Source organism: Streptomyces dryopteridis (genome assembly GCF_049606955.1).
In the GTDB taxonomy this organism is placed as follows: domain Bacteria; phylum Actinomycetota; class Actinomycetes; order Streptomycetales; family Streptomycetaceae; genus Streptomyces.
On the sequence record NZ_CP187114.1, the window covers coordinates 1,815,105 to 1,839,232 of the forward strand.

At 75.4% G+C, this 24,128-nt stretch carries 23 protein-coding genes; 12 read left to right on the forward strand and 11 right to left on the reverse strand.

What is annotated here, in order from left to right; all coding sequences use genetic code 11:
* Positions 1 to 241 precede the first annotated feature (241 nt).
* A complete protein-coding gene (locus tag ACN20G_RS34640) occupies positions 242 to 1,765 on the forward strand; it encodes a uracil-xanthine permease family protein (protein WP_424217225.1) in 1,524 nt (507 codons plus the stop codon).
* 46 nt (positions 1,766 to 1,811) lie between these two features.
* Here ACN20G_RS34640 and ACN20G_RS34645 read toward each other — a convergent pair whose 3' ends face one another.
* The 3 genes from ACN20G_RS34645 to ACN20G_RS34655 all read right to left on the reverse strand — a co-directional run bounded on the left by ACN20G_RS34645 (position 1,812) and on the right by ACN20G_RS34655 (position 5,751).
* Positions 1,812 to 3,722 carry a galactose oxidase-like domain-containing protein gene (locus ACN20G_RS34645; RefSeq protein WP_424217226.1) on the reverse strand — a complete coding sequence of 637 codons (1,911 nt, stop codon included), beginning with the start codon at positions 3,720 to 3,722 and terminating at the stop codon, positions 1,812 to 1,814.
* A 64-nt stretch (positions 3,723 to 3,786) separates the two neighbouring features.
* Complete coding sequence (locus ACN20G_RS34650; protein ID WP_424217227.1) at positions 3,787 to 4,551, reverse strand: hypothetical protein; 765 nt, start codon at positions 4,549 to 4,551, stop codon at positions 3,787 to 3,789.
* A 201-nt stretch (positions 4,552 to 4,752) separates the two neighbouring features.
* The gene (locus ACN20G_RS34655; protein ID WP_424217228.1) at positions 4,753 to 5,751 is read right to left on the reverse strand and encodes a hypothetical protein; all 999 of its coding nucleotides are present in this window, start codon (positions 5,749 to 5,751) and stop codon (positions 4,753 to 4,755) included.
* Between the two features lie 227 nt (positions 5,752 to 5,978).
* Here ACN20G_RS34655 and ACN20G_RS34660 point away from each other — a divergent pair, with 227 nt between their 5' ends.
* Positions 5,979 to 7,184, forward strand: a complete 1,206-nt coding sequence (locus ACN20G_RS34660) for a hypothetical protein (protein WP_424217229.1) — start codon at positions 5,979 to 5,981, stop codon at positions 7,182 to 7,184.
* Between the two features lie 26 nt (positions 7,185 to 7,210).
* Here the strand turns inward: ACN20G_RS34660 and ACN20G_RS34665 are convergent, their stop codons facing one another.
* Positions 7,211 to 7,729, reverse strand: a complete 519-nt coding sequence (locus ACN20G_RS34665; RefSeq protein WP_424217230.1) for an adenylate kinase — start codon at positions 7,727 to 7,729, stop codon at positions 7,211 to 7,213.
* A gap of 151 nt (positions 7,730 to 7,880) precedes the next feature.
* Here ACN20G_RS34665 and ACN20G_RS34670 point away from each other — a divergent pair, with 151 nt between their 5' ends.
* A complete protein-coding gene (locus tag ACN20G_RS34670) occupies positions 7,881 to 8,129 on the forward strand; it encodes a DUF6158 family protein (protein WP_424217231.1) in 249 nt (82 codons plus the stop codon).
* Between the two features lie 88 nt (positions 8,130 to 8,217).
* Here the strand turns inward: ACN20G_RS34670 and ACN20G_RS34675 are convergent, their stop codons facing one another.
* Positions 8,218 to 8,874 carry a TetR/AcrR family transcriptional regulator gene (locus tag ACN20G_RS34675; protein WP_424217232.1) on the reverse strand — a complete coding sequence of 219 codons (657 nt, stop codon included), beginning with the start codon at positions 8,872 to 8,874 and terminating at the stop codon, positions 8,218 to 8,220.
* 135 nt (positions 8,875 to 9,009) lie between these two features.
* Between ACN20G_RS34675 and ACN20G_RS34680 the strand changes: the two genes are divergently transcribed.
* Positions 9,010 to 10,548 (forward strand): MFS transporter, encoded by a 1,539-nt coding sequence (locus ACN20G_RS34680; protein ID WP_424217233.1) that lies wholly within the window; start codon positions 9,010 to 9,012, stop codon positions 10,546 to 10,548.
* Here ACN20G_RS34680 and ACN20G_RS34685 read toward each other — a convergent pair.
* Positions 10,535 to 11,329 (reverse strand): thioesterase family protein, encoded by a 795-nt coding sequence (locus ACN20G_RS34685; protein ID WP_424217234.1) that lies wholly within the window; start codon positions 11,327 to 11,329, stop codon positions 10,535 to 10,537. The genes ACN20G_RS34680 and ACN20G_RS34685 overlap by 14 nt on opposite strands.
* Positions 11,330 to 11,436: 107 nt before the next feature.
* Here ACN20G_RS34685 and ACN20G_RS34690 point away from each other — a divergent pair, with 107 nt between their 5' ends.
* Positions 11,437 to 12,771, forward strand: a complete 1,335-nt coding sequence (locus ACN20G_RS34690) for a ClC family H(+)/Cl(-) exchange transporter (protein ID WP_424217235.1) — start codon at positions 11,437 to 11,439, stop codon at positions 12,769 to 12,771.
* On the opposite strand, the gene ACN20G_RS34695 is transcribed toward ACN20G_RS34690, so the two are convergent.
* Positions 12,768 to 13,046, reverse strand: coding sequence for a sensor histidine kinase (locus tag ACN20G_RS34695; RefSeq protein WP_424217236.1), 279 nt, complete (start codon positions 13,044 to 13,046; stop codon positions 12,768 to 12,770). The two genes, ACN20G_RS34690 and ACN20G_RS34695, sit on opposite strands and share 4 nt — an antisense overlap.
* Positions 13,047 to 13,187: 141 nt before the next feature.
* Here ACN20G_RS34695 and ACN20G_RS34700 point away from each other — a divergent pair, with 141 nt between their 5' ends.
* The 3 genes from ACN20G_RS34700 to ACN20G_RS34710 all read left to right on the forward strand — a co-directional run bounded on the left by ACN20G_RS34700 (position 13,188) and on the right by ACN20G_RS34710 (position 15,950).
* Positions 13,188 to 14,339, forward strand: a complete 1,152-nt coding sequence (locus ACN20G_RS34700; RefSeq protein ID WP_424217237.1) for an FUSC family protein — start codon at positions 13,188 to 13,190, stop codon at positions 14,337 to 14,339.
* Between the two features lie 130 nt (positions 14,340 to 14,469).
* Entirely contained in the window at positions 14,470 to 15,474 is a 1,005-nt protein-coding gene (locus tag ACN20G_RS34705; protein ID WP_424217238.1) for a hypothetical protein, read from the forward strand.
* 8 nt (positions 15,475 to 15,482) lie between these two features.
* On the forward strand, positions 15,483 to 15,950 hold the full coding sequence (locus tag ACN20G_RS34710; RefSeq protein ID WP_424217239.1) for an SRPBCC family protein: 468 nt from the start codon (positions 15,483 to 15,485) through the stop codon (positions 15,948 to 15,950).
* A 4-nt stretch (positions 15,951 to 15,954) separates the two neighbouring features.
* Here the strand turns inward: ACN20G_RS34710 and ACN20G_RS34715 are convergent, their stop codons facing one another.
* Together ACN20G_RS34715 and ACN20G_RS34720 are read right to left on the reverse strand one after the other, a co-directional pair.
* A complete protein-coding gene (locus ACN20G_RS34715) occupies positions 15,955 to 16,536 on the reverse strand; it encodes a hypothetical protein (protein WP_424217240.1) in 582 nt (193 codons plus the stop codon).
* A gap of 140 nt (positions 16,537 to 16,676) precedes the next feature.
* Complete coding sequence (locus ACN20G_RS34720) at positions 16,677 to 17,492, reverse strand: thioredoxin domain-containing protein (RefSeq protein ID WP_424217241.1); 816 nt, start codon at positions 17,490 to 17,492, stop codon at positions 16,677 to 16,679.
* A gap of 276 nt (positions 17,493 to 17,768) precedes the next feature.
* Between ACN20G_RS34720 and ACN20G_RS34725 the strand changes: the two genes are divergently transcribed.
* Positions 17,769 to 18,653, forward strand: coding sequence for a CPBP family intramembrane glutamic endopeptidase (locus ACN20G_RS34725; RefSeq protein WP_424217242.1), 885 nt, complete (start codon positions 17,769 to 17,771; stop codon positions 18,651 to 18,653).
* Between the two features lies 1 nt (position 18,654).
* On the opposite strand, the gene ACN20G_RS34730 is transcribed toward ACN20G_RS34725, so the two are convergent.
* On the reverse strand, positions 18,655 to 19,302 hold the full coding sequence (locus ACN20G_RS34730) for a TetR/AcrR family transcriptional regulator (protein WP_424217447.1): 648 nt from the start codon (positions 19,300 to 19,302) through the stop codon (positions 18,655 to 18,657).
* 155 nt (positions 19,303 to 19,457) lie between these two features.
* Between ACN20G_RS34730 and ACN20G_RS34735 the strand changes: the two genes are divergently transcribed.
* Positions 19,458 to 20,942 carry an MFS transporter gene (locus ACN20G_RS34735; RefSeq protein ID WP_424217243.1) on the forward strand — a complete coding sequence of 495 codons (1,485 nt, stop codon included), beginning with the start codon at positions 19,458 to 19,460 and terminating at the stop codon, positions 20,940 to 20,942.
* A 13-nt stretch (positions 20,943 to 20,955) separates the two neighbouring features.
* Here ACN20G_RS34735 and ACN20G_RS34740 read toward each other — a convergent pair whose 3' ends face one another.
* Positions 20,956 to 22,143, reverse strand: a complete 1,188-nt coding sequence (locus ACN20G_RS34740; protein ID WP_424217244.1) for a PucR family transcriptional regulator — start codon at positions 22,141 to 22,143, stop codon at positions 20,956 to 20,958.
* Between the two features lie 125 nt (positions 22,144 to 22,268).
* Between ACN20G_RS34740 and ACN20G_RS34745 the strand changes: the two genes are divergently transcribed.
* Together ACN20G_RS34745 and ACN20G_RS34750 are read left to right on the forward strand one after the other, a co-directional pair.
* Entirely contained in the window at positions 22,269 to 23,210 is a 942-nt protein-coding gene (locus ACN20G_RS34745; protein ID WP_424217245.1) for an esterase/lipase family protein, read from the forward strand.
* 82 nt (positions 23,211 to 23,292) lie between these two features.
* The gene (locus ACN20G_RS34750) at positions 23,293 to 24,105 is read left to right on the forward strand and encodes an MBL fold metallo-hydrolase (RefSeq protein WP_424217246.1); all 813 of its coding nucleotides are present in this window, start codon (positions 23,293 to 23,295) and stop codon (positions 24,103 to 24,105) included.
* Positions 24,106 to 24,128: the final 23 nt, after the last annotated feature.

Sequence of the window (24,128 nt, forward strand, 5' to 3'; positions counted from 1 at the left end):
ACGCGGCATCGGCCGGGTTCCTTGGGGGTGTTGACGACGGTCCGGGATCTCCCTAGAGTCCCGTCCCGGCGCCAATGGAAAACTCTTTCCGAGATGCGAAACGAAGCTGTGGCCGAATCCCACCACCCCGAGGATCCGCCCCGCCCGCCCCACCGGTGCGACCGTCCCCGCACCGCCCCGCCCGTCCCACAGCCCGAGCCCCCGTCCGATCCGCCCGACGGACGGACTCCAAGGACCCACGATGCCGTCCCGCGCCCAGGCCGCCCCGGCCGCCGCCGCGACCCCCCACCCGGTGGACGAGAGACTTCCCGTCCGCCGACTGGTACCGGCCGCCCTCCAACACGTCGCCGGCATGTACGCCGGTCTCACCGCCCCGCCCCTGATCATCGGCGGAGCCCTCGGGCTCTCCGCCGTCCAACTCTCCACCCTCCTCGCCGCCGCCCTCCTCGTCTCCGGACTCGCCACCGTCGCGCAGACCCTCGACCTCTTCGGCATCGGCGCCCGCGCCCCCCTGACCGGAGGCGTGTCCTTCGCCGTCGTCTCCCCGGTCCTCGCCGCCGCCCCCACCGAGGGGCCCGGCACCCTGCCGGCCGTGTTCGGGGCCACCGTCGTCGCCGGCGTCCTGTGCCTGCTGCTGGCCCCCCTCTTCTCCCGCCTCGTCCGCTTCTTCCCGCCCCTGGTCAACGGCTGCGTGGTCACCCTCGTCGGGCTCTCGCTGCTGCCGGTCGCCGGCCAGTGGGTGCAGGGCGGGGACGCCGACACCCCCGGCCACGGGTCGAGCACCAACCTCGCCCTCGCCGGCGTGACCCTCGCCGTCACCCTGCTCCTGCACCGCGCCCTCTCCGGCCGCTTCCTCGGCCGGGTCGCCACCCTCCTCGGCATGATCGTCGGCACCCTGGTGGCCGTGCCCCTGGGCAAGGTCGACACCTCCACCTTCCAGGAGGCCCCCGCCTTCGCCCTGCCCACCCCCTTCGCCTTCGGCACCCCCACCCTCGTCCCGGCCGTCATCGGGACGACGATCGTGGTCATGCTCGTCTCCATGACCGAGTCCACGGCCGCCCTCATCGGCCTCGGCGCGGTCACCGACCGCCCCGCCACCCCGCGTTCCATCGCCGGCGGACTGCGCGCCCAGGGGCTGGCCACCGCGCTGGGCGGCGTGCTCGGCGGCTTCGTCACCACCTCGTACGCGCAGAACGTCGGCCTGGTGGCCCTCAGCCGCATCCACAGCCGCTACGTGGTCACCGTCTGCGGCGCGGTCCTCGCGCTGATGGGCCTGGTGCCGGTCCTGGGCTCCCTGGTGGCCGTGGTGCCGCTGCCGGTGCTCGGCGGCGCCGGCATCGTCTTCTTCGGCTCGGTGGCCGTCGCCGGCATCCGCACCCTGGCCAAGGCGGCCCTGGGCACCGGACACAACGCGATCATCGCCTCCGTCACCTTCGCCGTCGGCCTCTTCCCCATCGCCGACCCGGGGTTCTACGCGGCCCTGCCCGGCCCCCTCGCCACCGTCCTCGGCTCCGGCATCACCGCCGGCTGCCTGGTCGCCCTCGTCCTCAACCACCTGCTGAACAACCTCGGCGGCGGCAGCGCGGCCGACCCGGCAGCCCTCCCCGCCCTGGACGACGTGGCCCCCGCCCCCGCGACGCACCGCGCCGCGCACGCCCGCCCGGTCCCCGAACCGGCCTGGTCCCCCTTCGGCGACCGCCCCACCGCCGACCCCGCCGCCCCGCCCGCGCCCGGCGCCTGGCCCCCCTACGTCCAGAACCCGTGACCGGCGCGGCGGACGGGGCCTGGGCCTCGTCCGCCACGCCGGCGGGTCAGGAGAGGTCGGCCGGCTCCAGCTTCACCCACTGGGCCACGCTGGGGACGCCGTCGGCGTCCAGCAGGAACAGCATGTGGAACCCGGGCGTGGCGGCGGCCGCGTCCGGCGGGCTCTGGAGGGTGAGCCGGTCGCCCTCGCGCTTGGTGATCAGCAGCTCCACGTGCCGCTGGCTGGTGTTGACGGCGTGGGTGGCGGTCGTGGGCGCGAGCAGCACGGCCCGCTTCACGCGGTCCGCGGTCCGGCTGCCGACCTGGAACGGGCGGCCGTAGCGGATCGGCCCGGTGGGGGCGGCGCGCAGGTCGGGGCGCGGTCCCCGGTGCAGGTACGCGGGCTCGTAGATCTCGATCGACCCGTGCATGTCGTCGCGGATGTCGGGGTCGTTGGCGATCTGCTGGAGCTCGTCGCCGGTGACCATGATCCGGCCGTCGGGCATCACGACGGCGTTGCCGTGATAGCCGCGGGGCAGTCGCTGGGCCGGGCCCAGGGACCACTTGCCGTCGGCGTCCCGCAGTTCGATCTGCCGGTACTTCAGGTCGGCGTTGGGGTTGAACAGGCCGTTTCCGTAGTCGCGCACGTCGAAGGAGCCGCCGAAGGTGGCCATGCTGCCGTCGGGCAGCAGCAGCGTGTTGTCCTGGGTGCGTCCGAAGGCCCGCGAGGTGTCCTTGGTCCACCGGCCCCGCGAGAGCCGCCAGGTGGCCCCGCTGTCCCGGTCGCCGCCGATGACGAGGGCGGCCTCGGGGCCCTTGTGCCCGCCGGGCATCGGCACGGCCCCGCCGTAGAGCCGGTTGACCCCGTCGGGCCGCGCCGGCAGTTCGTCGCGGGTGTCGTCGACGGGGTCGAAGGTGAACTGTTCGGCGGGCTTGCGGCCCAGCGCGTACACCAGCCCGTCCCGCATCGAGAACAGCTGCGGGTAGTCGAGGGTGAAGGGGGCCGTCGTGCGCAGGCTCTCGACGGGCACGCCGTGCGGCCGGTCGGTGGTCAGCCAGGGCACCTTGTGGCTCTTCGCCGGGAAGCGTTCGACGAGGGTCGAGGGGGTGCCGGACCAGCCGATCTCGGTGTGCCCGGAGAAGATCAGCTGCCGGCCGTCGGCGCCCGTGACCACGGAGGGGTACCAGCGGCCGACGGCCATGTCCCCGTTGCGGTGCCAGGTCTCCGTCCACGGGTCGAAGACGAGCGAGAGCTTGGCGCCCGAACCGCCGTTGCCGCCGAGGTTGCCGCCGAAGACCCCCAGCATCCCGTTGGGGAGGAAGGAGTGCCCGGCGCAGAAGAACGGGGCCGGTCGGGGCTGGTCCAGCCCGTCGGGCATGTCCACCACGGGCGGGGTGACCTGCTTGAACGCGTCCCGGCCGGTGCCCCGCGCGGGGTCCCAGAGGAAGGCGCGTCCGGCGTTGTCCCCGCCGGGGGTGTTGGTGGGGGCCGTCTCCTTCTGCGGGTTGTCCTCCACCGGCTCGAAGGAGAACAGCAGGATCTTGCCGGTGGGCAGCTGCGCGATGTGGACGGCGTAGTCGGGGGAGGGGAAGTACTCGGCGAACCGGCCGTACACCTTGGGGCCGAAGCCGTCGTTCAGCTTGCGCTGGGACTCGGTCAGCTGCTTGAGGCGTTCGACGCGGGTGGGGTTGGGGTAGTCGCCGATGTCCCGCAGCGCGGCCCGGGTGCGGGCGTGTTCCTCGGCGTGGCTCTGGCCGAGGTTCTTCACCTCCTGCGGGTCGATCTCGCGGCGGACGGCCTCGGGCACCGGCGCCTGGCCGGCGGCGGGCGCGTTCCGGTCGCCGTGGTCGCCGTGGGCGGCGGCGGTGACGGGCAGCAGCAGGGCGCCCGCCGTGGCGAGGGAGACCACGGCGACGGCGGAGCGCAGCCGGGCGGACGCGAGCGGGCGCGGCGGGGTCGGGCGGGGGAGCGGGGGCACGGGGACTCCTCAGAGAGCGGGGCCGAGGGGACGGGGTGGACGGTGTGGGGGTGCGGGGGTGTGGTCAGATGCCGTGACTGTCGACGAAGTCCATGCGGACCAGGGCCTCTCGGAAGGCGGAGGGTTCCACGTGGATTCCGGCGTAGGCGTGGTTCAGCTGGATCACGAGCCATATCCCGTAGGCGCAGACCGCTCCGAGCGCGGCGATGGCCCAGAAGCCGCGGCGCCCGCCGGGCCAACCGATCAGCACGAGGAAGGCCAGGGCGAGGGCGGCCGCGCCCAGGGTGGTGCCGAGCATGACCGGCGGCATCCCGCCCTGTACGTCGGCGACCCGCATCCGGCGCTGCTGGAGCAGGCGCAGCGAGGCGTCCCGGGCGGCGCCGGCGGCGGCGGGCTTGGTGGCCTCGGGCATCTTGGTGGTGGACAGCAACTGGAGGCCGTAGGCCATGGCCCAGGTGTCGGTGTCCATGTGGCCGTGCTCCATCGCCGGCCACTCCTCGTCGATGACGAGGTGGGCGTAGCGGCGGGAGTGGTCGCGCAGCTCGCGGCCCACCGGCTGGGGGACGTCCCGGGCCGTGAGGTAGATGTCCATCAGCGCCCCGGCCTCCGCGTAGTTGTTCTGGCGGGCGGTGGCCAGGTTCTGGGCGGAGCTGACCATGAGGAAGGCCAGGGTGATGACGAAGAAGGAGAACACCACCCCGGCCGCGTTGCCGACGGCGGGCCCGGTGTCCGGCATCGAGCCGCTCCGGCTGATCCGCAGGCCCACCAGGGCCATGCCCACCGAGGCCGCCGCCCCGATGCCCACCGCGATCACCGCGCTCCACACCACGACCAGTCCGCCTCTCGCGTCGCCGGGGGTGTCCCGACAGCCCCGAAGCATGCTGGGCGCGGGGCGCGGGCGGCGCGAAAGGGCGCGGGAACACGCGGACATTCGATCGAACGGGTCTGCGGGCCGGCGCGATCTTGACGGAATGTCAGGTCGCGGCGGCCCGGACCCGCGCCCGCGAGCGCGCCGGGCCGAGCGCCGGGTTCAGCCGGCGGGCCGGTGGACGAACCCCGTCAGCGCGACCCGGTACTCGTCCCGGTCGGCCCGGTGGTTGATGCAGTACGAGGTCGGGTACCAGCCGGCGGTCCGCCAGGCGGCGGGCTGCTTCACCGGGAAGCACGCGTCGCGGACGGTGCCCTCGCGCAGCCCCGTGAACCACGCCTTGGTGATCATCGGTTCGAGGAAGGTGACCCGCGCGTCGTAGGTCCCGAACAGCATGGTGTGGGTGAAACCGCCGTGGTGCAGCTCGGGCGAGGTGCTGTCGACCAGGTGGTTGCCCATGGCGGGCTCGACGGCGTCCACGTCCACGTAGTCGGGCGGCAGGTGGCGCGCGGGCAGCGGCTTCTTCGCCCGCGCGTAGTCCTCGCAGTTCACGAGCGCGGGGCAGGGCCCGGGCCGGATGGCGTCGCTCTCGGCCTTGGGCCGCAGGTAGAAGTGGAAGTCGAAGTGCGGCACGTTGTAGACCCCGATCGGGATGTGCCCCTGCGGGTTCCAGTTCACCAGCCCCCAGGAGAACGGCGTGTCCACGTGCCGCCGAAAGCCCGCGGGCAGTTCCAGGACGTGCTCGTGGCCGACGGAGCACTCGGTCGCCAGGTCGAAGCGGCCGTCCTCGTTCCGGTCGAAGCAGTGCCGCCCGTCGCCGACCGCCGTGGGCAGGTCCCGCAGGGCGGCGGCCGGGAAGGTGAAGCCGAGGGCCAGCGGGCGCCCGCCCTCGCGCTGGGCGTACGCGCGCAGCGTGCCCGCGCCCAGCGGCAGGGCCGGGCCGTACTCGGCGCACGGCCCCGGGTAGGAGGGGGAGGAACGGAGCAGCGCGGCGGCGGCGCCGGCGGGCAGCCGCACCGTGCGCTCGGCGTGCGGCGGGCCGGCCGACGTCGAGCAGACGGTCTCCCACCCCCGGCCCCCCGTGCGCGGCGGGTCGGGGCTCGCGGCGACGGGGGCCGCCGCGAGGGCCAGGGCGGCGACTGCCGCGGCCGCCGTCGTCACCGGATGCCGAGGGTTCCTTCGTCCGGCGTGGGCCACGAGCACTCCTTCGACGTTCCACCCGTACCTGCTGAACATCGGATCGTGTGAGCGTCACATCAATAGGCCGAAAGAGGTCTCGATCCGAACGGACGAGTGCTGTTGGCTTCGACCCGACGCCGACGCCGACGCCGACGCCGACGCCGACGCCGACGCCGACACCCGAGACCCGATCCCGCCGAGGAGCCCCCATGAAGCCGCCGACCCCGCGCCGCACGGCCGCCCTGGCCGTGACGATGACCGCGGTCGCCGCGGCGACCCTGGGCGGCGCCCCGGCCGCGCAGGCCGCCGGCCCCGTCGAACTGCGCCTCGTCCCGCTCGGCGCCGACTACCCGGAGGCCCTCCGCGCGCAGGCCGCGTTCTGGAACCTGAACCGGCTGTCGACCGCCGCCCTCAACCCCGACGGGACCGAGGCCGTCGCCCCCGCCGCCGGCTGGGACGACTCCGCCCGACCGTGGACCGGCGAGGCCCGGATCACCCGGACCGTCGGCAAGCTCGTGATGCGGATGCGCAACGCCGACGACCCGAACGCCCCCGCCGCCTTGAGCACCTGCACCGCCACCGTCGTCAAGAGCCTCAACAAGAGCGTCGTGGTCGCCGCCGCCCACTGCCTGCGCCTCAACTGGGGCCTCAACAACCCCGACCTCAACCAGATCGCCACCAACGTCGCCTTCGTCCCCGGCTTCCGGGGCGCGGCCGTGCCCCGCGTCGCCCCCGGCACCGACCCCGCCACGGGCCCCGCGATCGGCCCCGACGTCGCCCCCTACGGGGTGTGGCCGGTCACCCGCGCCTGGTGGACCGAGGGCTGGGGTGCCCAGGCCAACTTCCTCAACAACAACGACATGGTCGCGATGGTCGTGGACAACCCGACCGAGGACCGCCCGCTGGAGGACGTGGTGGGCGAAGGACAGCCGATCGCCTTCAACCAGCCGCGCACCACACCGCGCACGACCTTCGGCTTCCCCAGCGTCAACTACAAGAGCTACAGCGGCCCCAACTTCGCCGCCGGCGGCGCGGCCGTGATCGACGGCGCCCCCAACGTCAACGGCGTCCCCGCCGACCGGCAACGCGTGTACGACGGCCGCTCCCTGCTGTTCAGCCAGGGCGCCTCCTGGATCAACCGGGAATGGTGGTGGGAGACCAACAGCGACATCACGCGGGCCCAGTTCAGCCCCGGCGCCAGCGGCGGCCCCTGGTTCAAGGACTTCGACCCGACCACCGGCCGGGGCCTCCTGGTCGGCGTGACCTCCCACTTCGCCCAGTCCGAGGCCGGCGGCCTCGACGCCGTCGCCGACATGCAGGGCCGCGCCCCCAGCCCGTACATGGCCGGCACGAACTTCGGCGACCAGGAAAAAGCCGCCTTCGAAACCGCCCAGTCCACCACCCCCGGCCCCTGACCGCCCCCGCGCCCTCCGACCGGCTGCTAGAGCGAGCGTGACCAGGCCGCGGCGGCCCGGGGGTGGTCGAAGCGGTGCACGGTCAGGGGGGCGTGCCGGGGGTCGTGGACGAGGCGGTCGATCTCGCGCCGCCGGTCCGCGTGCCGGGCCCAGGCCCACCACGCCGGGTGCTCCCGGCTCGCCCACTCCCGCCACCGCTCCCGGTTCCCGCCGAAGAGCGCCTCGCGGGTCACCGACCGTCGCAGCGACCTGCGCAGCACCCGCGGCATGACGACGCGACGCGGGTAGTCCAGCCACACCACCGTGTCCGCGCGGTCCCACAAGGGCCCGCGCACCCGGGGGTCGCCCAGGGAGTCGACGATCCAACGCGGCCGGGCCACCAGCCGCGCCACCTCCCCGACCAGGTCCTCGTTCACCGCCCAGCCGGGGCCCGTGTAGTACAGGGCGTCCATCTCGTGGTGCGGCAGCCCCAGGCGGGCGCCCAGGGCCCGCGCGAACACGGTCTTGCCCGCACCGGTCGACCCCACCACCAGTACCCGCTCCACGGCTCCCCTCCCACACGCCATCCGACCGCCCCCATCACACCACGGCCGGCCTCCGCGCATGTCGTGCCGGCCCGGACTCCCCGGCGGTCCGCACCATGGAGTCCCGGGCGCGGCCCGGACGAGGACCCCGAAAGACGAGGAGCCGACCACGATGACGGAGCCCCGAGAGGGCGGCGCGGCGCGGGAACTGGACGACGCCACCCTGCTCAAGGAACTGGAGACCATCCACCGCACCCGACACGCCACCTTCCTGCACGGTTCGGACCGGGCCCTGGAGACGCACTCGCGACGGCTGCGAGAGCTTGAGGAGGAGTACCTGAGCCGACACCCCGACCGGGCCCCCTCCGGAACCCGCACCCGCGCCGGCGCCCGGTCCCGCACCACGGCCGAGGAGGACTGACCCCCGGCGCCGGCGGATCGGGCACGCACGGGAACGGGCGGGCCGGGAGAGGGCGGGCCGGGGGCGGTGGTCCGGCCCCGGCCCCGCGTCACGCTCCGGCCGGGAGCACCGCGCCGAGTTCGGCGAACGCCGCGTCGATCCACCGGGCCAGCCCGGCCCGGCCGTCCCGGCCGCCCGCCGCCGTCCACTCCGAGGACGCCGTGCGCCAGGCCGCCACGAACACCTCAACGGTCAGCCCCCGACGGATCCGGGCCGCGGACCCGCCCGCGCCGTCGCCCGCACCGCCGTCGCCCGTCTTCTCCGGCTCGCCGCTCACGGCCTCGACCAGCGCCCGCGTGGTGTCCTGGCAGTAGCCCAGGCTGTGCGCGCGCAGCGCCGGCACCCCGTCCGCCAGGCGCCTGGTCGCCAGGAAGCGCCGTTCCCAGTCCGGATCCATCGCGGCCAGGGTGCTCTCCAGCAGCTCGCGCAGGGCCTCCAACAGCGGTCGCCCGGCGTCGAGTTCCGGGGTCCGCCCCAGGTACGCGGACCACAGATCGCTGTCGGCGGCCAGGGCCACGTCCTCCTTTGACCGGTAGGTGCGGAAGAAGGTCCGCTTGGAGACCTCCACGAGATCGCAGAGTTCGTCCAGCGTGGTCGCGTCGTAGCCGCGTTCGGTGAACAGGCGCAACGCCGTCTCGGACAGCGCGCGGCGCGTCCGCAGCTTCTTCCGTTCCCGCAGCGGCAGTTCCCGCAGGTTCTCGCTCACGCCGCCGATCCTACCCGGGGCGACCACTCGGGCGCTTTCGCCCTTTGACAGTTTCTGCCACTGAGTGGCACTGTCCTCCAAGCGGCAATCTGTCGTCACGTCACTCCGCCCTGCCCCGTGAGGAGTTCCCCCGTCATGCCCGCTCCCGGCCCCGACCCCACCCCCGACCCCGGTCCCGCGCGTCGCCCGCGTCCAGTCGCCACCCTCGTGGTGGTGCTGCTCGCGTTCGTGACCGTGCCCATGGCCATCTCCGGCTCCGCCGTGGCCCTGCCCGAGATCGGCTGCGACCTCGACGCCGCCGGCGCCCCCCTGCAATGGGTCGTGAACGCCTACAACCTGACCTTCGCCTCCCTGACCCTCGTGGCCGGCTCGGCCTCCGACCTGTGGGGCCGACGGCGGGTCTTCGCGGCGGGCGGCGCCGTCTTCGCGGCCGGCTCCCTCGCCTCCGCCCTCGCCCCGACCGTCCTCGCCCTCGACCTGGCCCGGGGCCTGGCCGGGATCGGCGCGGCCGGGGTCTTCGCGAGCGGCGGCGCGATCCTCGGCACCACCTTCGACGGCCCGGCCCGCACCCGCGCCTTCGCCGCCCTCGGCAGCGCCGCCGGACTCGGCCTGGCCGCCGGCCCCACCCTCTCCGGCCTGCTCGTCGGCACCCTGGGCTGGCGGGCCGGCTTCGGCGCGCACGCCCTCGTCCTGCTCGCCGCCCTGGCCGGCGTCGGCCTCGTCGTCGAATCCCGGGCCGCGCACCGGCCCCGCCTCGACGTCACCGGCGCCGCCCTCTTCGTCGCGGGCCTCGGCGCCCTGGTGGTCGGCTCGGCCCAGGGCCCGGAATGGGGCTGGACCAGTGGACGCACCCTGACGGCCCTGCTCGGCGGCGCGCTGCTGCTCTGCGCGTTCGGCGTCGCCCAGACCCGCTCGGCCGCCCCGCTCCTCGCGCCCGCGCTGCTGCGCGACCGCCGCTTCACGGCCCTGTGCGCCGTGCCGGTCGTGACCACCCTCGGCTTCGTGACCCTGCTGACCTACCTGCCCAGCTACCTGGTCGGCGCCGCCGGGCTCTCCGCCGGGGCCGCCGGCGGCGTGCTCTTCCTCCTGACCGCCCCGGTGCTCCTCGCACCCCCGCTCGCGGGCGCCCTCGTCAACCGGGGGGCCTCGGCCCGGGCCCTGATCACGGGCGCCCAGGCCCTGTTCGCGGTCGGCAACGCGTGGCTGACCGTCATCGAACCCGACGGCGCCGTCGGCCCCCTGATCGCCCCGCTCGCCCTGACCGGCCTCGGCGCGGGCATCGCCTTCGGCGTCGGCGACGGCCTCGCGATCGGCTCGGTCGGCCCCGAACGGGCCGGCATGGCCGCCGGATTCCTCAACACCCTGCGGATCGGCAGCGAGGCCGTCGTCATCGCCGTGTACGGCGCGGTCCTCGTCAGCCTGATCGCCGGCCGTGTCGGCTCCCACGAGGCCGCCGCCCGGGTCGCGGCCGGCGCGGGCCCGGCCGGGGGACCGCCGGCCGCCGCCTTCACCGAGGCCCTGCGGTACGGGCTGTACGGGACGGCCGCGCTGTGCGCCCTCGGCGCGGTGGCCGTGGGCCTGGCCCTGCGCACCCCGCCCCGGCCCCCCGCGACCGGGCCCACCCCCGGGCCCACCCCCGAGATCGCCGCCCGGCGCGCCCTCAGCGGGAGGTGACGAACAGGGTCTGCCCCGCCCGGCCGATCGGCCCGTCCTCGTCGTGCAACGCGATGTCCACGAGCCCCATCCCGTCCGGGTCCACCGCCGTGTCCGCCGCCACGCACACCCACGGGCCCACCGGATGCCGGTGCAGGTGCACCGTCAGGTCCCCGTTGAGGAAGAGGTGCTTGTCGATGTCGAGGACGGCCCCGACCCCGTTGCCCGAGTCGGCCGCCAACAACACCCGGTCCAGGGCCCGCAGCGGCTCCCCCGCGATCAACGGCACCCGGGGCCGCATCCAACACGCCGCCGGCCCCGGCTCCGTGAACGACCCGCGCGCGAACCGCGTCTCCATCGCCGTGTGGTAGCCCACCTCCCACGGCACGGCGAAGAACGGCACCTCCACCGACTCCGCCGGCCCCGCCTCGACCGGCCCCGGACGCACGGCCGGCACCGAGGCGGGCGCCACCCGGATCCGGGCCGCCCGCGCCAGCATCGCCGGCCCCGCCGCCCCCTCGGCCGTCAGCGTGGCCTCCACCAGCTCCGTCCCCCGCCCGGCCCGCACCACCCGCACGTCCACCTCGACCGCGCCGATCGGCACCGGCCGCAGGATCTCGAACGTGATCCGGGCCAGCCGCAGGTCCTCGCGGGCCCCCGGACGGTCCTCCACGGCCCGCCCGAGCAGGGCCGCCGGCGGCCCCGCGTGCTGCGAACCCACGTCCCACGGACCCCTGGTGTACTCCGTGGCCCGGAACCTCGTACCGTCGACCCGCTCCCAGAACGCCTCCGTCATCCCCATGCCCCGCACCCTACCCATCCCGGGGGTTGGGCCGCCGGGGGAGTGCCTTCGCGGCCGGGCGGCGTGCCCCCCGGACCGCGGCCGGGTCGGGGTCCAGGCTCGACGCCATGGCCACCACCCCACGCGCCGACCGGTTCCGGGCCGCCGCCGTCGCCGTCCTCCGCCCCGCCGAGGGCCTGCGCACCCACGTCACCGTCGCCCTCGCCGGCGCCGTGGTCGGCCTGGTGGGCGGCGGGTTCCGCTGGTGCCTGGAACACGCCGACCGGTGGCGGGTCCTGCTGCTCGACACGGCCGCCGCCCACGGCCCGGCCGCCCGCTGGGCGGTGCCCGTGCTGCTGACCGCCGTCGGCGCGGCGCTCGCCTGCGCCCTGGCCCGCCTGGCGCCGTACGCGGCGGGCAGCGGCGTCCAACACGTGGAGGCGGTGTGGCGCCAACAGGGCGAGACCCGCGCCCTGCGCCTGCTGCCCGTCAAATTCGTCGGCGGACTCATCGCGCTGGGCTCCGGCCTCGTCCTGGGCCGCGAGGGACCGACCGTGCACATGGGCGCGGCCGTCGGCGCGATCGCCGGACGACGCGCCGGCCTGGGCCCGGAGGACGCGCGGATGGCGCACACCTCCCTGGCCGGGGCGGGCCTGGCGGTCGCGTTCACCGCGCCCCTGTCCGGGCTGCTGTTCGTGTGCGAGGAGGTCACCCGCACGGTCCGGCCCCGGCTCGTGCTGCTCGCCCTCATCGGCACCGCCACCGCCGTGACCTGCGCCCGCCCCCTCGTCGGCGACGACGCCGTCTTCCCGATCCCCGATCCGGAGGTCCCGGCGATGTGGCTGCTGCCGCTGTTCGTGCTGTTCGGCGCGGCCACCGGAGCGCTCGGCGCCGCCTACAGCGCCCTCGTGGTCGCCACCCTGGCCTTCTGTGACCGGTTCACGCGGGTGCCGCTCGTGGCCCGGGCCGCCGTCATCGGCGCGGTCGTCGGCCTGCTGATGTCGGCGGACCGGTCCCTCGCGGGCGGCGGCGAATCGCTCAGCGCCCGCCTGCTGACCGGCTGGACCCCGACCGCGACCGTGCTCCTGCTGTACCTGGCGGTCCGCTTCCTGGCGGGCCCGCTCAGCTACGCGGCGGCCACCCCGGGCGGACTGTTCGCGCCGCTGCTGGCCCTGGGCGCGCTGTGGGGGGTGCTCGCGCACGTACTGCTCGCGCCCCTGCTGCCGGCGGGCGCGGGCGGGGCGGACGCGGCGGCGTTCGCGGTCCTCGGCATGGGCGCCCTGTTCGCGGGCGTGGTGCGGGCACCGATCACGGGCATCGTGCTGATCGCGGAGATGACCGGGGCCACGGCCCTGCTGGTGCCGCTGGTCGCCGCCTCCTACGCGGCGACGGTGACGGCGGACCGCCTGGAGAGCGAACCCATCTACGACACCCTCCGCCGCCGCATGCTCGAACGCCCCTAGCCGGCGGCGGGGCCGGGGGCCGCCGGGAGGTCCACCGTGACCCGCGGGCCGCCCCCCTCGCGCGGCGCGAGGGTCAGGACCCCGTCGTGGGCGCGGGTGACGGAGTCCACGACGGCCAGGCCCAGGCCGGCACCCGCGTGCTCGGCGTGCACCCGCCCGGTCGCGCGTCGGAACGGCTCGGTCAGGGTCGCGACCCGCTCGGGCCCTGGGCGCGGCCCGGGGTTCTCGACGGTCTGCACCACCCACCCGCCGCGCGTCCCCGTGCGCACCTGCACCCGGCCGGCCAACCCCCGCCGTCGCCCGTCGTGTCGCGTGCGCGGGCGCCGGGGGCGCGGGGACAGTGGAGGACCGTCGGCGTGGCCCTCGGGCCCCCGTCCGTCCCCGTCGGTCCTCTTCCGTTCGCCGGAGGCATGCGCGTGTCAGGAACCCCCACCCACCTCGGCCGGCTCGTGAACGGGTTCGGCGACGGCGTCATGGTCCTCAAGACCGTCCTGGCCGCCGCCCTGTCCTGGTGGGTCGCGGCCGACCTCCTGCACCTGGACGCCCCCGGGCTCGCGCCGGCCGGCGCCGTCCTCGTCGCCCAGGTCACCCCGTACGCGACCGCCCTGAAATCCCTGCAACGGGCCGCCGGCATCGTCGTCGGCGTGCTGCTCGGCGCGGCCGTCGCGGCGCTCGGGGGCGGCGGGCTGCTCACCGTGACCCTGGTGACCCTGATCGGGCTGTTCGCCGGCCGGCTGCTGAGACTGGGCGCGCAGGTCCACCAGATCGCCCTGACCGGCATCCTCGTCGTGGCCGGCAGCGACCACCTCGGGTACGGCACCGAACGCATCGAGGAGAACGTCCTGGGCGTCCTCGTCGGCACCGTCATCGCCCTGCTCGTGCCCTCGCCCGGGTTCACCCGGCGCGCCCGGGAGGAGACGGCCCGGCTGACCCGGGACATGGCCGCCCTGCTCGCCGAGATCGCCGACCGGGTCGGCGCGGAGGACTGGGCCGGGCACACCGGGGACTGGGTGCGGCGGGCCCGACACCTCAGCGGCCGGCTCGACGACGTGCGCTCCGCCGTGCGCCGCGCCCACGAGGCCGCCCGACGCCCCGGCGGCCGCCCCGGCCGGCGCGCCCCGTCGGTGGCCCGCCTGGCGGAGGCCGCGGCCGCCCTCGACCACGTGGGGCACCAACTCCGGGGCATCACCCGTGGCCTGTACGACCTCACCTACCGCGAGGGCCGGGCCCCCGCCCTGCACCACGAGCGGGCCGAGGACCCCGCCGGCCCCGCACCCGACGCGCGCGTGGCCCCCGGCCTGGACGCCGTGTTCGGCGCGCTCGCACGGGTGCTCGCCGAGATCGCCGACCACCGGCTCGACGACGCGCCCCCCGACACCGCGCTCGACCCGGGCCTGCGCCGGCTGCTCGGCGTGGCGGAGAGCGCCTTCCTCACGGCGGCCGGCCGGCAGTCGCCGTCCTACCTGCGCTGGCAGGTGCTGTGCACCGCCGGGATCCTGGAGGACACCCGCCGCATGCTCCACGAACTCGACCCCGACCTCGGCCCGCACCGCGCGGCCTTCCGCTGAGGCCCGCGCCCGCGCGAACCCGCCGCGCCGCCCGGCGATTCCGGCCAATCCCGGCCAATCCCGTCCCCCGCCGGGGCCGGGCCGGCCGATACTGCCAGGGCACCGGACCCGTTCGGACGAAAGGCTCCCCATGCGCGCGAAGCCCCGTACGACGACGGCCCAGAAGGGACATCCCTACGGGCGGCGGCCCACCGGCGGCGCGGCCGACCTGCTGTGGGACTGGTCGAAGTCCGGCACCCGCCAGGCGGCCCTGCACCGGCTCGTGCGCCGACTGCCCGGCGCCCGCTCCGCCGCCGCCTACCGGTTCGGACTCGTGGACCGCCCCCACTACGCCCACGGCGTGCGCCGCGCCACCGAACTCGCCGCCCGCCTGGGCCACCCCGGGGTGACCGTGATCGAGTTCGGCGTCGCCGGCGGCAACGGCCTGCTCGCCCTCGCCGCGCACGCCCGCCACTACGCCGCCGCCACCGGCGTCCGCGTCCGCGTGGTCGGCTTCGACAGCGGCGCCGGCATGCCCGCCGCCAAGGACCCGCGCGACCTGCCCCACCTCTTCGGCCCCGGCTTCTACACCATGGACCACGCCCGGCTGCGGGCCCGCCTCGGCGAAACCGACAGCGACAGCGACGCCTTGACCGACACCGAGCTCGTGCTCGGCGACCTCGCCGACACCCTCCCCGCCCACCTCGACGCGCACGCCGACGCACTGCGCGAGCACCCCGTGGGCTTCATCGCCCTGGACCTCGACACGTACTCGGCCACGGCCACCGCCCTCGACCTGTTCCGCACCCCGGGCCACGCCCACCTGCTGCCCCGGGTCACCTGCTACCTGGACGACCTGCCCGGCACCGTCGAGGGGATCGGCGAGGCCGCCGCCGTGGCCGAGTTCACCGCCGAACGCCCCGACCGCCCCATGGGGCGCGTCCTCGGCCTGCGCGCCTTCACCCCCTTCGACCCCGCGTGGGCCGACCAGATCTTCGTCCACCACCGCCTGGACCACCCCGACTACGCGCGGCTCGAACTCGGCGCCACCGGGGACCAACTCCCCCTCGAAGCCCCACCCACGAAGCTCCTGCCACGCCGACGCGCCGACCGCGCCGGCGGGTCGCCGACCGGGTCCGGGCGGCCGGGGGCATGATCGGTGCCATGGAGAACGCCCCGGCCCCCGAACCCCCTTCCGCCCACGCCTGCATGCTGATCCGCCGGCCGGCGGCCGAGGTGTTCGACGCCTTCGTCGACCCGGCCGTCACCACCCGCTTCTGGTACACCGACAGCTCCGGCCCCATGACACCGGGCGCCCACCTGCGCTGGGAGTGGCGCACCTACGGCGCCTCCGCCGAGATCCGGGTCGAGGAGGTGGACGCGCCGCGACTGCTCCGCTTCACCTGGGGCAATTACGACCAGCCCACCGCCGTCGAACTGCGCTTCACCCCGCGCCCCGGGGACACCACCTTCGTGGAGGTCGCCGAGACCGGGTTCCGCGGCTCGACCGCCGAGGCCCTGCGCTGGGTCGGGGACACCGTGGGCGGTTTCACCACGGTCCTGTGCTCCCTGAAGGCCCTCCTCGAACACGACCTGCGGCTCGACGCGGTCCCCGACCACCATCCGGCCTGAGCCCTCACCACGTGCAGCCGTGCGCCCGCAGCACGGCCTCCGTGGCCGTGTTCTCCGGCACCGGGCGCGCGCCCGTGCCGGCGTGGTCGAAGACCAGCTCCGCGGTGCGCGGCAGCCCGACCGGCCGGACCACCATCCGGTCCGCGAACCCGGGGTGCCCGGGATGCCCGGGGGTCGCGGCCTGCGCCGGAAGGTCGGCCAGCAGGGCCACGCGCACGTCGTCACCGGCGTACGCCGTCCCGGCCAGGCAACCGCCCGTGCGCCCGTACGCGCGGTCGTAGCGGCCGTGCGGATCGGCGCCCGCCCACCCGACCAGGGTCCCGGCCGACACGGCGGCGGCCACCAGCACCGCGCCCAGCCCGAGCCCCACCCGCGTCGCGCGCGAGCGCACGACCTCGGAGACCCGCCAGGCCAGCACGCCCACGGTCCCGGCGGCCACGGCCGCGCACACCAGGGCCAGGGTCCCGTAGTCCGCGAGCGCGCTCAGCCCTCCGATCATCGACCAGCGTCCGACGAGCACGGCCACCGCCGCGACCCCGAGCACCGCGAGCGCGATCTGCGCCCGCACCTGTCGAACCGATCCCACGACACACACCTCTCGACACACGCGGGCACGCGGACGCGCGCCCGCCCTCCACCGGAATACCGTTCCGGCCGGCGGCCCCGCGCCGGCCGTTGGTCACCGGTCGTGGCGGACCTTGGCCCCGCGCGGCCGGGCCGGTCGGGTCAGCGGGTGGGGAGCGCGGCGTCGACCAGGGCGGTGAACTCCTTCGCGCCGACCGCCTTGACCTCGGCGCCGCCCCCGCCGGTCAGGACCTCCAGCCGGTGCCCGTCGAGGAGGACGGCGGGGGTGCCGGGCCGGCCGGGCAGGGAGTTGTCCTGCCAGGTCTTCTCCAGGGACTTGTTGACGGTCTCGTTGTGGCGGATCGCCCACGGCACGTAGGTGCCCTTGTCCACGTCGGCCTTGAGCGCGGCCTGGTCCAGGCCGGGGGCGCGGGCGGCGAGGGCGAGCAGCTTCGCGCTGTCGGCGAACACGTCCTCGCGTTCGTCGGGCTGGTCCTTGTACAGCTCGGCGTGCAGGGCGGCGAACTGCTTCGGCCCCTGGTTCGCGGCGGCGGCCAGGGCGCTCACGGCGTTCTTCGAGCCGCTGCCGGAGGGGCCGTCGAGGAAGGAGGCGAGGTGGTAGACGATCTTGTACTTTCCGGCGTCGGCCTGCCGCTGCATCTCCTCGCCGAGCCCGCGCTCCACGATTCCGCAGAAGGGGCAGCGGGGGTCCTCGTACACGTCGAGGGTGTGCGGGGCCTTCTTGTCCCCGTAGACCAGGGCGTTGACGCCGTCGGCGAGGCCGGGCGTGACCAGGGGGCCGTCCTTGGCCTTCGCGACGCTGTTCGCGCCCGGCGAGGGGCTCGCGCCCGAGCCGCCGGAGCGCGCCGCCCAGAACCCGCCGGCCACGACGGCGGCGCCCGCGACGACCACCGCGGCGATGGCGGCGCGCCGCTTGCGCCGCGCCGCGTTCGCCTCCGCCTCGCGCCGCTCCTGCATGCGCTGTCGCGCGTTCGGGGTTCGTCCGCCCTTGTGGGATGTCGCTTTTGTCCGCATCCCTTCATCCTCGTTCCGGGCCGAGGCCCGAGGGCAGGGTCCCCGGACCGCCCCTGCCGGGCCGAACGTCCCGCGTCGCCGGCCCGCCCGTTCTCCCGCGGACGGGTCGGCGGCCGGCGCGGTCACGCGACCTCCGGCCCGGCCCAGGGGTGCGGAGGTCCCACCGATTCGGGTCGGAGATCCCTGTCGACACCCCGCGACGCGGCCCAGGATGGGCGCATGAACAGCCCCCCGCGCGGATCCGACGGTCCGTTGCCGAGCCCCTCCCCCAGGGGGCGCCGTCGTTCCGTCGCCGTCCGCGGCGTCTTCCCCCGTCCCGCGGCCTGGCAGGCCGCGGCGGTGGTCGTCTGCTACCTCGCCTGGTTCCTGGCGGTGGGCCGCGTCGTGGCCCTGCTCGCGGGCGACCGCGTCGAGGGGGACCTCCTGGCGAGTGCCGGGGGCATCCTGCTCGGTCTGGCGCTGCCGATCGGTGTCGGCGCCCTGTCCCTGCTGCTCTTCGCCCGTCGACGGGGGGTGCTCCGGGACCTGTTCGCGCGTCGTCGTGGCGGCGGTCGGCGCTGGATGTGGTGCGGTCCGATTCTCGTGCTCCTCGCCGTGGCCGGGCACCTGGGCACCGTCGACCCGCACGCCTGGTCCCTCTCGCGGGTCCTGGCCCTGGCCCTGGCGGGGCTGTGCGTGGGCGTGGCCGAGGAGTTCCTGACCCGCGGTCTCGTCGTGCGGATCCTGCGCGACGCGGGCCGCTCCGAGCGGTACACGATGCTGGTGTCCTCGCTGCTGTTCGCCCTCTTGCACACGGCGAACCTGCTTTCGGGCGTCCCCGTCGCCACCGTGGCCACGACGGTCGTCTACACCTTCGGGTTCGGCGTGTGCATGTACCTCACCCTGCGGGTCACGGGCAGTCTGTGGGCGGCGATCCTCCTGCACGCCCTGACCGATCCCACGACCATGCTGGCCACCGGCGGCATCGACCGCGCCGCCGGCGGCGCGGCGGGCGGCGCCTGGACGGCCCTGACGGGCCTGGCGACCGCGGCCATGATCGTCCTGGCCCTCGTCGCCGTGCCGCTCCTGGGGCGGCGGCGCACGGGGCGGACGGCCCCGGCGTAGCTCAGCCGCCGGCCTGGAGCCGCAGTCCGGCCAGGGTCAGGTCGAGGGCGGAGCGGAACTGGTCGGCGTCGTCGTGGCCGTCGAACTCGTCCACGATCTCGCGGACGAAGGGGAAGGCCGCCGGGTCCAGGGAGCGCCAGGTCGCGGCGTAGCGGCCGAGCAGTTCATCGCGGCCCAGTGCCCCGTCGAGCACCTCCTGCGGGGGCTCCTGTCCGAGGTCCACGGCGGAGCCGACGACGACCCCCACGATCGCGGAGACCGCGTGGAAGCGCTGCCGCGCCGTGAGGTCCAGCCGCAGGGTCTGCTGCCCGAGCAGCTCGTACACGCGCAGGGCGTTGGTCTGCACGTCGGTGTTGCGCATGAAGTACGCGCCGAGCCAGGGGCGCACCACGATCGCGTCGAAGAGGGTCAGGGCGATCGCGCGCAGGTTGTCGACGGGGTCCTCACCCTCGGGGAGCTTCTCCACGTCGGTCAGCACCCCGGCCATCACGTGGTCGGCGGCCCGGTCGAGCAGCTCGTCCTTGTTGGCCACGTACCAGTAGATGCTCGCCACCCCGCCGCCGAGGCGCTGCGCGAGCGCGCGGAACGTGAGCGCGGGCGCCCCGGCCTCGTCGAGCAGGGCCACCGCCTCGGTGAGCACGGACTCCATCGAGTGCGAGGCCCGTCGTCGTCCCGCGCCGGCGCCGTTGCGCTGCCCTGCCATGGCTTCTTCCCCTCGTGGTTGCACTCCATCGAACAGTGTTCTATCGTACCGCATCGTACGGTGTTCGATACTCGTACGGCGTTCGATCGAGAGGACCCCCCATGGCTCTGAGCCCCCCCGACACCAACCCCCCTCGCACCACCCCCCGCACCTACACCTCCCTGCGCGCGGCCTGGATCCCCATGGCCGCCCTCTGCCTCGCCTTCTTCGTCGAGATGGTCGACAACACCCTGCTGTCCATAGCGCTGCCCACCATCGGCCGCGACCTCGGCGGCGGCACCACCGCGCTCCAGTGGGTCACCGGCGCCTACTCCCTCACCTTCGGCGGCCTGCTCCTGACCGCCGGCTCCCTCGCCGACCGCCTCGGCCGCCGCCGCGTGCTGCTGATCGGACTCGCGGCCTTCGGCGCCCTGAGCCTGTGCGTCGTGTTCGTCACCGGCACCGGCGAACTCATCGCCCTGCGCGCCGCCCTCGGCATCGCCGCCGCCGCCATGGCCCCCATCACGAACTCCCTGGTCTTCCGCCTGTTCGAGGACAAGGCCCTGCGGATGCGCGCCATGACGGTGATGATCGTCGTCGGCATGTCCGGATTCGTCCTCGGCCCGCTGCTCGGCGGCACCGCCCTCGCCCACGTCGGCTGGGAATGGCTGCTGCTCGTCAACGCCCCCATCGCGCTGATCGCCTGCGTCGGCGTCCGGCTCGGCGTCCCCGCCGACCGCCCCGAGGACCTCACCCGCGACGCCCTCGACCTGCCCGGCGCGGCCCTGAGCGTCGCCGCCATCGGCTTCGCCTGCTACGCCCTGACCAGCGGCGTCGAGCACGGCTGGGCCTCCGCGATCACCCTCGCCTCGATCGCCGGCGCACTGGCCGCCGCGATCGCCTTCGTCCGCCACGAACGCCGCACCCCGGCCCCCATGCTCGACCTGAGGCTGTTCTCCCAGGGCACCGTGCGCGGCGCCGCCATCGCCCAGATCGGCACCTCCATCGCGATGGCCGCCGTCATGTTCGGCCTGATCCTGCACTTCCAGTACGCCTACGGCTGGAGCCCGGTCCGCGCCGGCCTCGCCAACCTGCCGATCATCGTCACCATGCTCACCGCGACCCCCCTGTCCGAATGGCTCGCGCGCCGCTTCGGCCACCGCGTCGCCTGCCTCGTCGGCGCCGCCTGCATGGCCGGCGCGCTGGCCGGCCTCGCCTGGGGCGTCTCGCACGGGTACGCCGTCATCGCGGCCTGCATGGTCCTCATGACCATCGGCCTGCGCACCGTCATGACGATCTGCGCGGTCGCCCTCGTCGACGCGATGCCCGCCAACCGCACCTCCGTCGGCGCCGCCCTCAACGACACCGCCCAGGAGGTCGGCTCCAGCGTCGGCACCGCCGTGATCGGCACCCTGATCGCCGTGCTGGTCACCACCCGACTGCCCGACGGCGCCTGGAGCGGCGAACTCGTCTCCTCCTTCTTCCACGGCGAACGCGTGGCCTACGGCCTGCTCGCGGTCGTCGTCGGCCTCATCGCGGCCGGCGGCGCGCTCAGCCTCACCGACTCCCACTCGGTGGAGGAACACCCCGTCGAGGAGACCGCCTGAACCCTGGGACCGCTCAGTCCGCCGGACCGCCGCCGTCCACGACGGTCAGGGCCGCCGCCAACGGCACCACCTCGGTCGGATCCCGCGGATCACGCCCCGTCAGCACCCGGATCCGGTCCAGGCGGTAGGTGAGCGTGTTGCGATGGATGCTGAGCGCCCCCGCCGCCGCGCCCCGGTCGTGGGCGAACGCGAGATAGGCGCGCAGGGCGTCGAGCAGGTGCGGGTGCGGGAGCAGCGGGTCGAGGAGGGCGCGCAGCGCCGTGCGGGCCGGACCCGGGCGGGTCAACTGCCGCTCCACCGCCAGGTCGACGAGCCGGTGCAGCCGGTTCGGGGGACGCAGCCGCCGCGCGAGCTCCAGGAGTTCGACGGCCTCGGCCCGGGCGGCCGGGATCTCCCCGTGCGAGTCGGCGCGGTGCGCGGCCGCGTACAACGGGATGCCGAGGGCCCGGGACAGTCGCTCCGGGATCGGCTCCGCCGGCCCCGGACCGCCACCCCCATCGGTCGACGCGCCGCCGGGATGGGGGAGGGGCACCAGCAGGACCGCACCCGTGTCGGTGAGACCGGCCGGCACCTCCGAATGTTCGGCGAGGGCGCCGCGCAGGGCGCGCGAGAGGGAGGTCGCGGTGGCCGGGGGCACCGGCGCCGGCAGGTGCAGCGCCACCACGTCGTGCCGTTCGGCGAGCGCCAACCCGTGCCGTTCGGCCAGGGACCGGGCCGGGCGGCCGGTCAGCAGGGCCTCGGTGAGGGCCCGGCGGGCCTCGTCGTGACCCCGCCGCAGCTCGTGCTGTTCCCGCAGGTGAGCCGAGGCCACGGCCGGCAGCACCCGGCCGAGGAAGTCGAGCAGGGCCTCGGTGAGCGCGCCCGGATCCACCGGACCGGCCGACGCGGGATCATCGGCCACCGCCTGCCAGGCGGCCCGCGCCGCGAGCGGGTACACGGCGAGCACGGTGGCCAACGGCACCTCGTCGCGGGCCCGTTCCGCACCCCAGGAGATCGGACCGGCGAGCTCGGCGTCCGTGGCCGGCCGCCCCTCCGCGGCCGTGGTCAGGAACAGGCGCAGCACCGCCTCCGTGTTGACCACCAGATCGTGGTCGCGGACCGCCGAGGGCAACGCCCGGTAGGCGGGCAACTCGGCGATCCGACGGGCCATCGCGGCGGCCATCCGGGGCACGTGCGGGAGCAGGGCGGCGGCAGGGTGCACGAGAGGCATTGTCGGCGTGCACAAACGCGGGCGGAAGGCTTCTGCGCGTCCTGCCAGGCGACGCGGCCCGCCCCGGACCGAGATGGTGTGCGTTCCGACGGAAACGAACGGAAGGGACGTGTGCCATGGGTGGACGACGACAGGCGCGCCGGCGCGGCCCGCTGCTGCGGGCACTGCTCGCGGTGGCCCTCGGCGTGGGGGTGCTCACGCCGACGGCGGTGGCCGGAGCGGCGGAACCGGACCCCGCCGCACCGACCGCGGCGGTCGCGGCGCCCGCGGGCGCGCCGGCCGCCTCGGCCGGCCGGATCAACGACTTCGACTGCCGGCCCGCGGACGGCCGGCACCCGGTGGTGCTCCTGCACGGCACCTTCGCCACCTGGTACGAGGACCTCAACTTCCTCCAGGCGGACCTCGCGGCCCGAGGCTGGTGCACCTTCTCCCTCACCTACGGCGCCCATCCCGAATTCCCGCTGGTCGGCGGCCTGAAGCCGGTCGCCGAGTCCAACGTGGAGATCAAGGAGTTCGTGCTGCGGGTGGCGGCGGCCACCGGGGCCGCGAAGGTCGACGTGGTGGGCCACTCCGAAGGCGGCCTCCAGGCCCTGTACCTGGCGAAGAAACAGGGCATCGACAACCGCCTCGGCCGGATCGTGGCCATCGCCCCGCCCACCCACGGCACGGACGCGGCCGGACTGATCCGCCTCGCCGACCGGGTCATCGGCCGCGAGACCTTCGACCGGATCGTCGCGGCGGTCGGCGTGCCGGTCCTCTCCGACGAGATGCCCGGCGGCCCGGCCGTCGTGGCCCTCAACGACGGTCCCGTGGCCCGGCCCGGCATCGAGTACACCGTGATCACCTCCCGGTACGACGAGATCGTGACCCCGCCGGAGACCTCGTTCGTCCGCGAACCCGGGGTGCGGAACCTGTACGTGCAGGACTCCTGCCCGCTGGACCCGGTCGGCCACATCGGGGAGGCGTACGACCTCAACGTCTGGCACCTGGTGCGCAACGCCCTGGACCCGACGAGGGCCCGCCCCATCCTGGTCTGCGCCGTGGGCTCCCCGGGCTGACCCCGACCCACCCCGAGATCCGAGATCCGAGATCCGAGGCCGCGGCCGCGACCTCGGATCTCGGGCTGCCTACCATGCCCGGATGCGCACCGACGAGCCGTTCGAACTCACCGTCCTGGGCAGTGCCACGCCCTACCCCGCCCCCGACAACCCCTGCTCCGGCTACCTCCTCTCCCACGCCGACACCCGGATCTGGGTCGACGCCGGCACCGGCACCCTCGGCGCCCTGCGCGCCCACGTGCCCCTCGACCGCGTCGACGCCATCTGGATCTCCCACCTCCACGCCGACCACTGCGCCGACCTCCTCACCGCCTACTACGGCGCCCTCCACGCGGACCTCCGCCTCGACGCCCCCATCCCCCTGTTCGCACCACCCGGCACCGCCGACCGGCTCGCCGACTTCCTCACCCACACCCCCCGCCGCAGCCCCGTCGAGCAGGCATTCGCCGTCGTGGAATCCACCGACGGGGCCACCGCCCGGGTCGGCTCGCTCACGCTGACCACCCGCGCCGTCGAACACGGCATGCCCGCCTTCGCCCTGCGCGCCGAAACCCCCGACGGGCGCTCCTTCGTCCACTCCGGCGACACCGCCCCCTGCCCCGCCCTCACCGCCCTCGCCCGCGACTGCGACCTGCTCCTCTGCGAGGCCGACACCGCCACCGACACACCCCCGGACCCCACCGGGCCGCCCCCGGTCCACCACACCCCCGAACAGGCCGGGCACACCGCGACCGCGGCCGGGGCCCGCGCCCTGCTCCTCACCCACCTCGGCCACCCCCTCACCCCGGCCGACGCGAAGGCCCGCGCCGCCCGCACCTACGGCGGCCCGATCGACTGGGCCGCCCCCGGCGCCGTCTTCCCCGTCACCGGCCCCGTCACCGGCCCCGTCGCCTGACGCGGTGCCCGACCCGTCCCGCG

Excerpts from the sequence above, each read along its gene's own strand:
- ACN20G_RS34640 (WP_424217225.1), top strand. The coding sequence starts at position 242 with ATGCCGTCCCGCGCCCAGGCCGCCCCGGCCGCCGCCGCGACCCCCCAC.
- ACN20G_RS34660 (WP_424217229.1), top strand. The coding sequence starts at position 5,979 with ATGAAGCCGCCGACCCCGCGCCGCACGGCCGCCCTGGCCGTGACGATG.
- ACN20G_RS34670 (WP_424217231.1), top strand. The coding sequence starts at position 7,881 with ATGACGGAGCCCCGAGAGGGCGGCGCGGCGCGGGAACTGGACGACGCC.
- ACN20G_RS34680 (WP_424217233.1), top strand. The coding sequence starts at position 9,010 with ATGCCCGCTCCCGGCCCCGACCCCACCCCCGACCCCGGTCCCGCGCGT.
- ACN20G_RS34685 (WP_424217234.1), bottom strand. The coding sequence starts at position 11,329 with ATGGGGATGACGGAGGCGTTCTGGGAGCGGGTCGACGGTACGAGGTTC.
- ACN20G_RS34690 (WP_424217235.1), top strand. The coding sequence starts at position 11,437 with ATGGCCACCACCCCACGCGCCGACCGGTTCCGGGCCGCCGCCGTCGCC.
- ACN20G_RS34705 (WP_424217238.1), top strand. The coding sequence starts at position 14,470 with ATGCGCGCGAAGCCCCGTACGACGACGGCCCAGAAGGGACATCCCTAC.
- ACN20G_RS34710 (WP_424217239.1), top strand. The coding sequence starts at position 15,483 with ATGGAGAACGCCCCGGCCCCCGAACCCCCTTCCGCCCACGCCTGCATG.
- ACN20G_RS34720 (WP_424217241.1), bottom strand. The coding sequence starts at position 17,492 with ATGCAGGAGCGGCGCGAGGCGGAGGCGAACGCGGCGCGGCGCAAGCGG.
- ACN20G_RS34725 (WP_424217242.1), top strand. The coding sequence starts at position 17,769 with ATGAACAGCCCCCCGCGCGGATCCGACGGTCCGTTGCCGAGCCCCTCC.
- ACN20G_RS34730 (WP_424217447.1), bottom strand. The coding sequence starts at position 19,302 with ATGGAGTCCGTGCTCACCGAGGCGGTGGCCCTGCTCGACGAGGCCGGG.
- ACN20G_RS34735 (WP_424217243.1), top strand. The coding sequence starts at position 19,458 with ATGGCTCTGAGCCCCCCCGACACCAACCCCCCTCGCACCACCCCCCGC.
- ACN20G_RS34745 (WP_424217245.1), top strand. The coding sequence starts at position 22,269 with ATGGGTGGACGACGACAGGCGCGCCGGCGCGGCCCGCTGCTGCGGGCA.
- ACN20G_RS34750 (WP_424217246.1), top strand. The coding sequence starts at position 23,293 with ATGCGCACCGACGAGCCGTTCGAACTCACCGTCCTGGGCAGTGCCACG.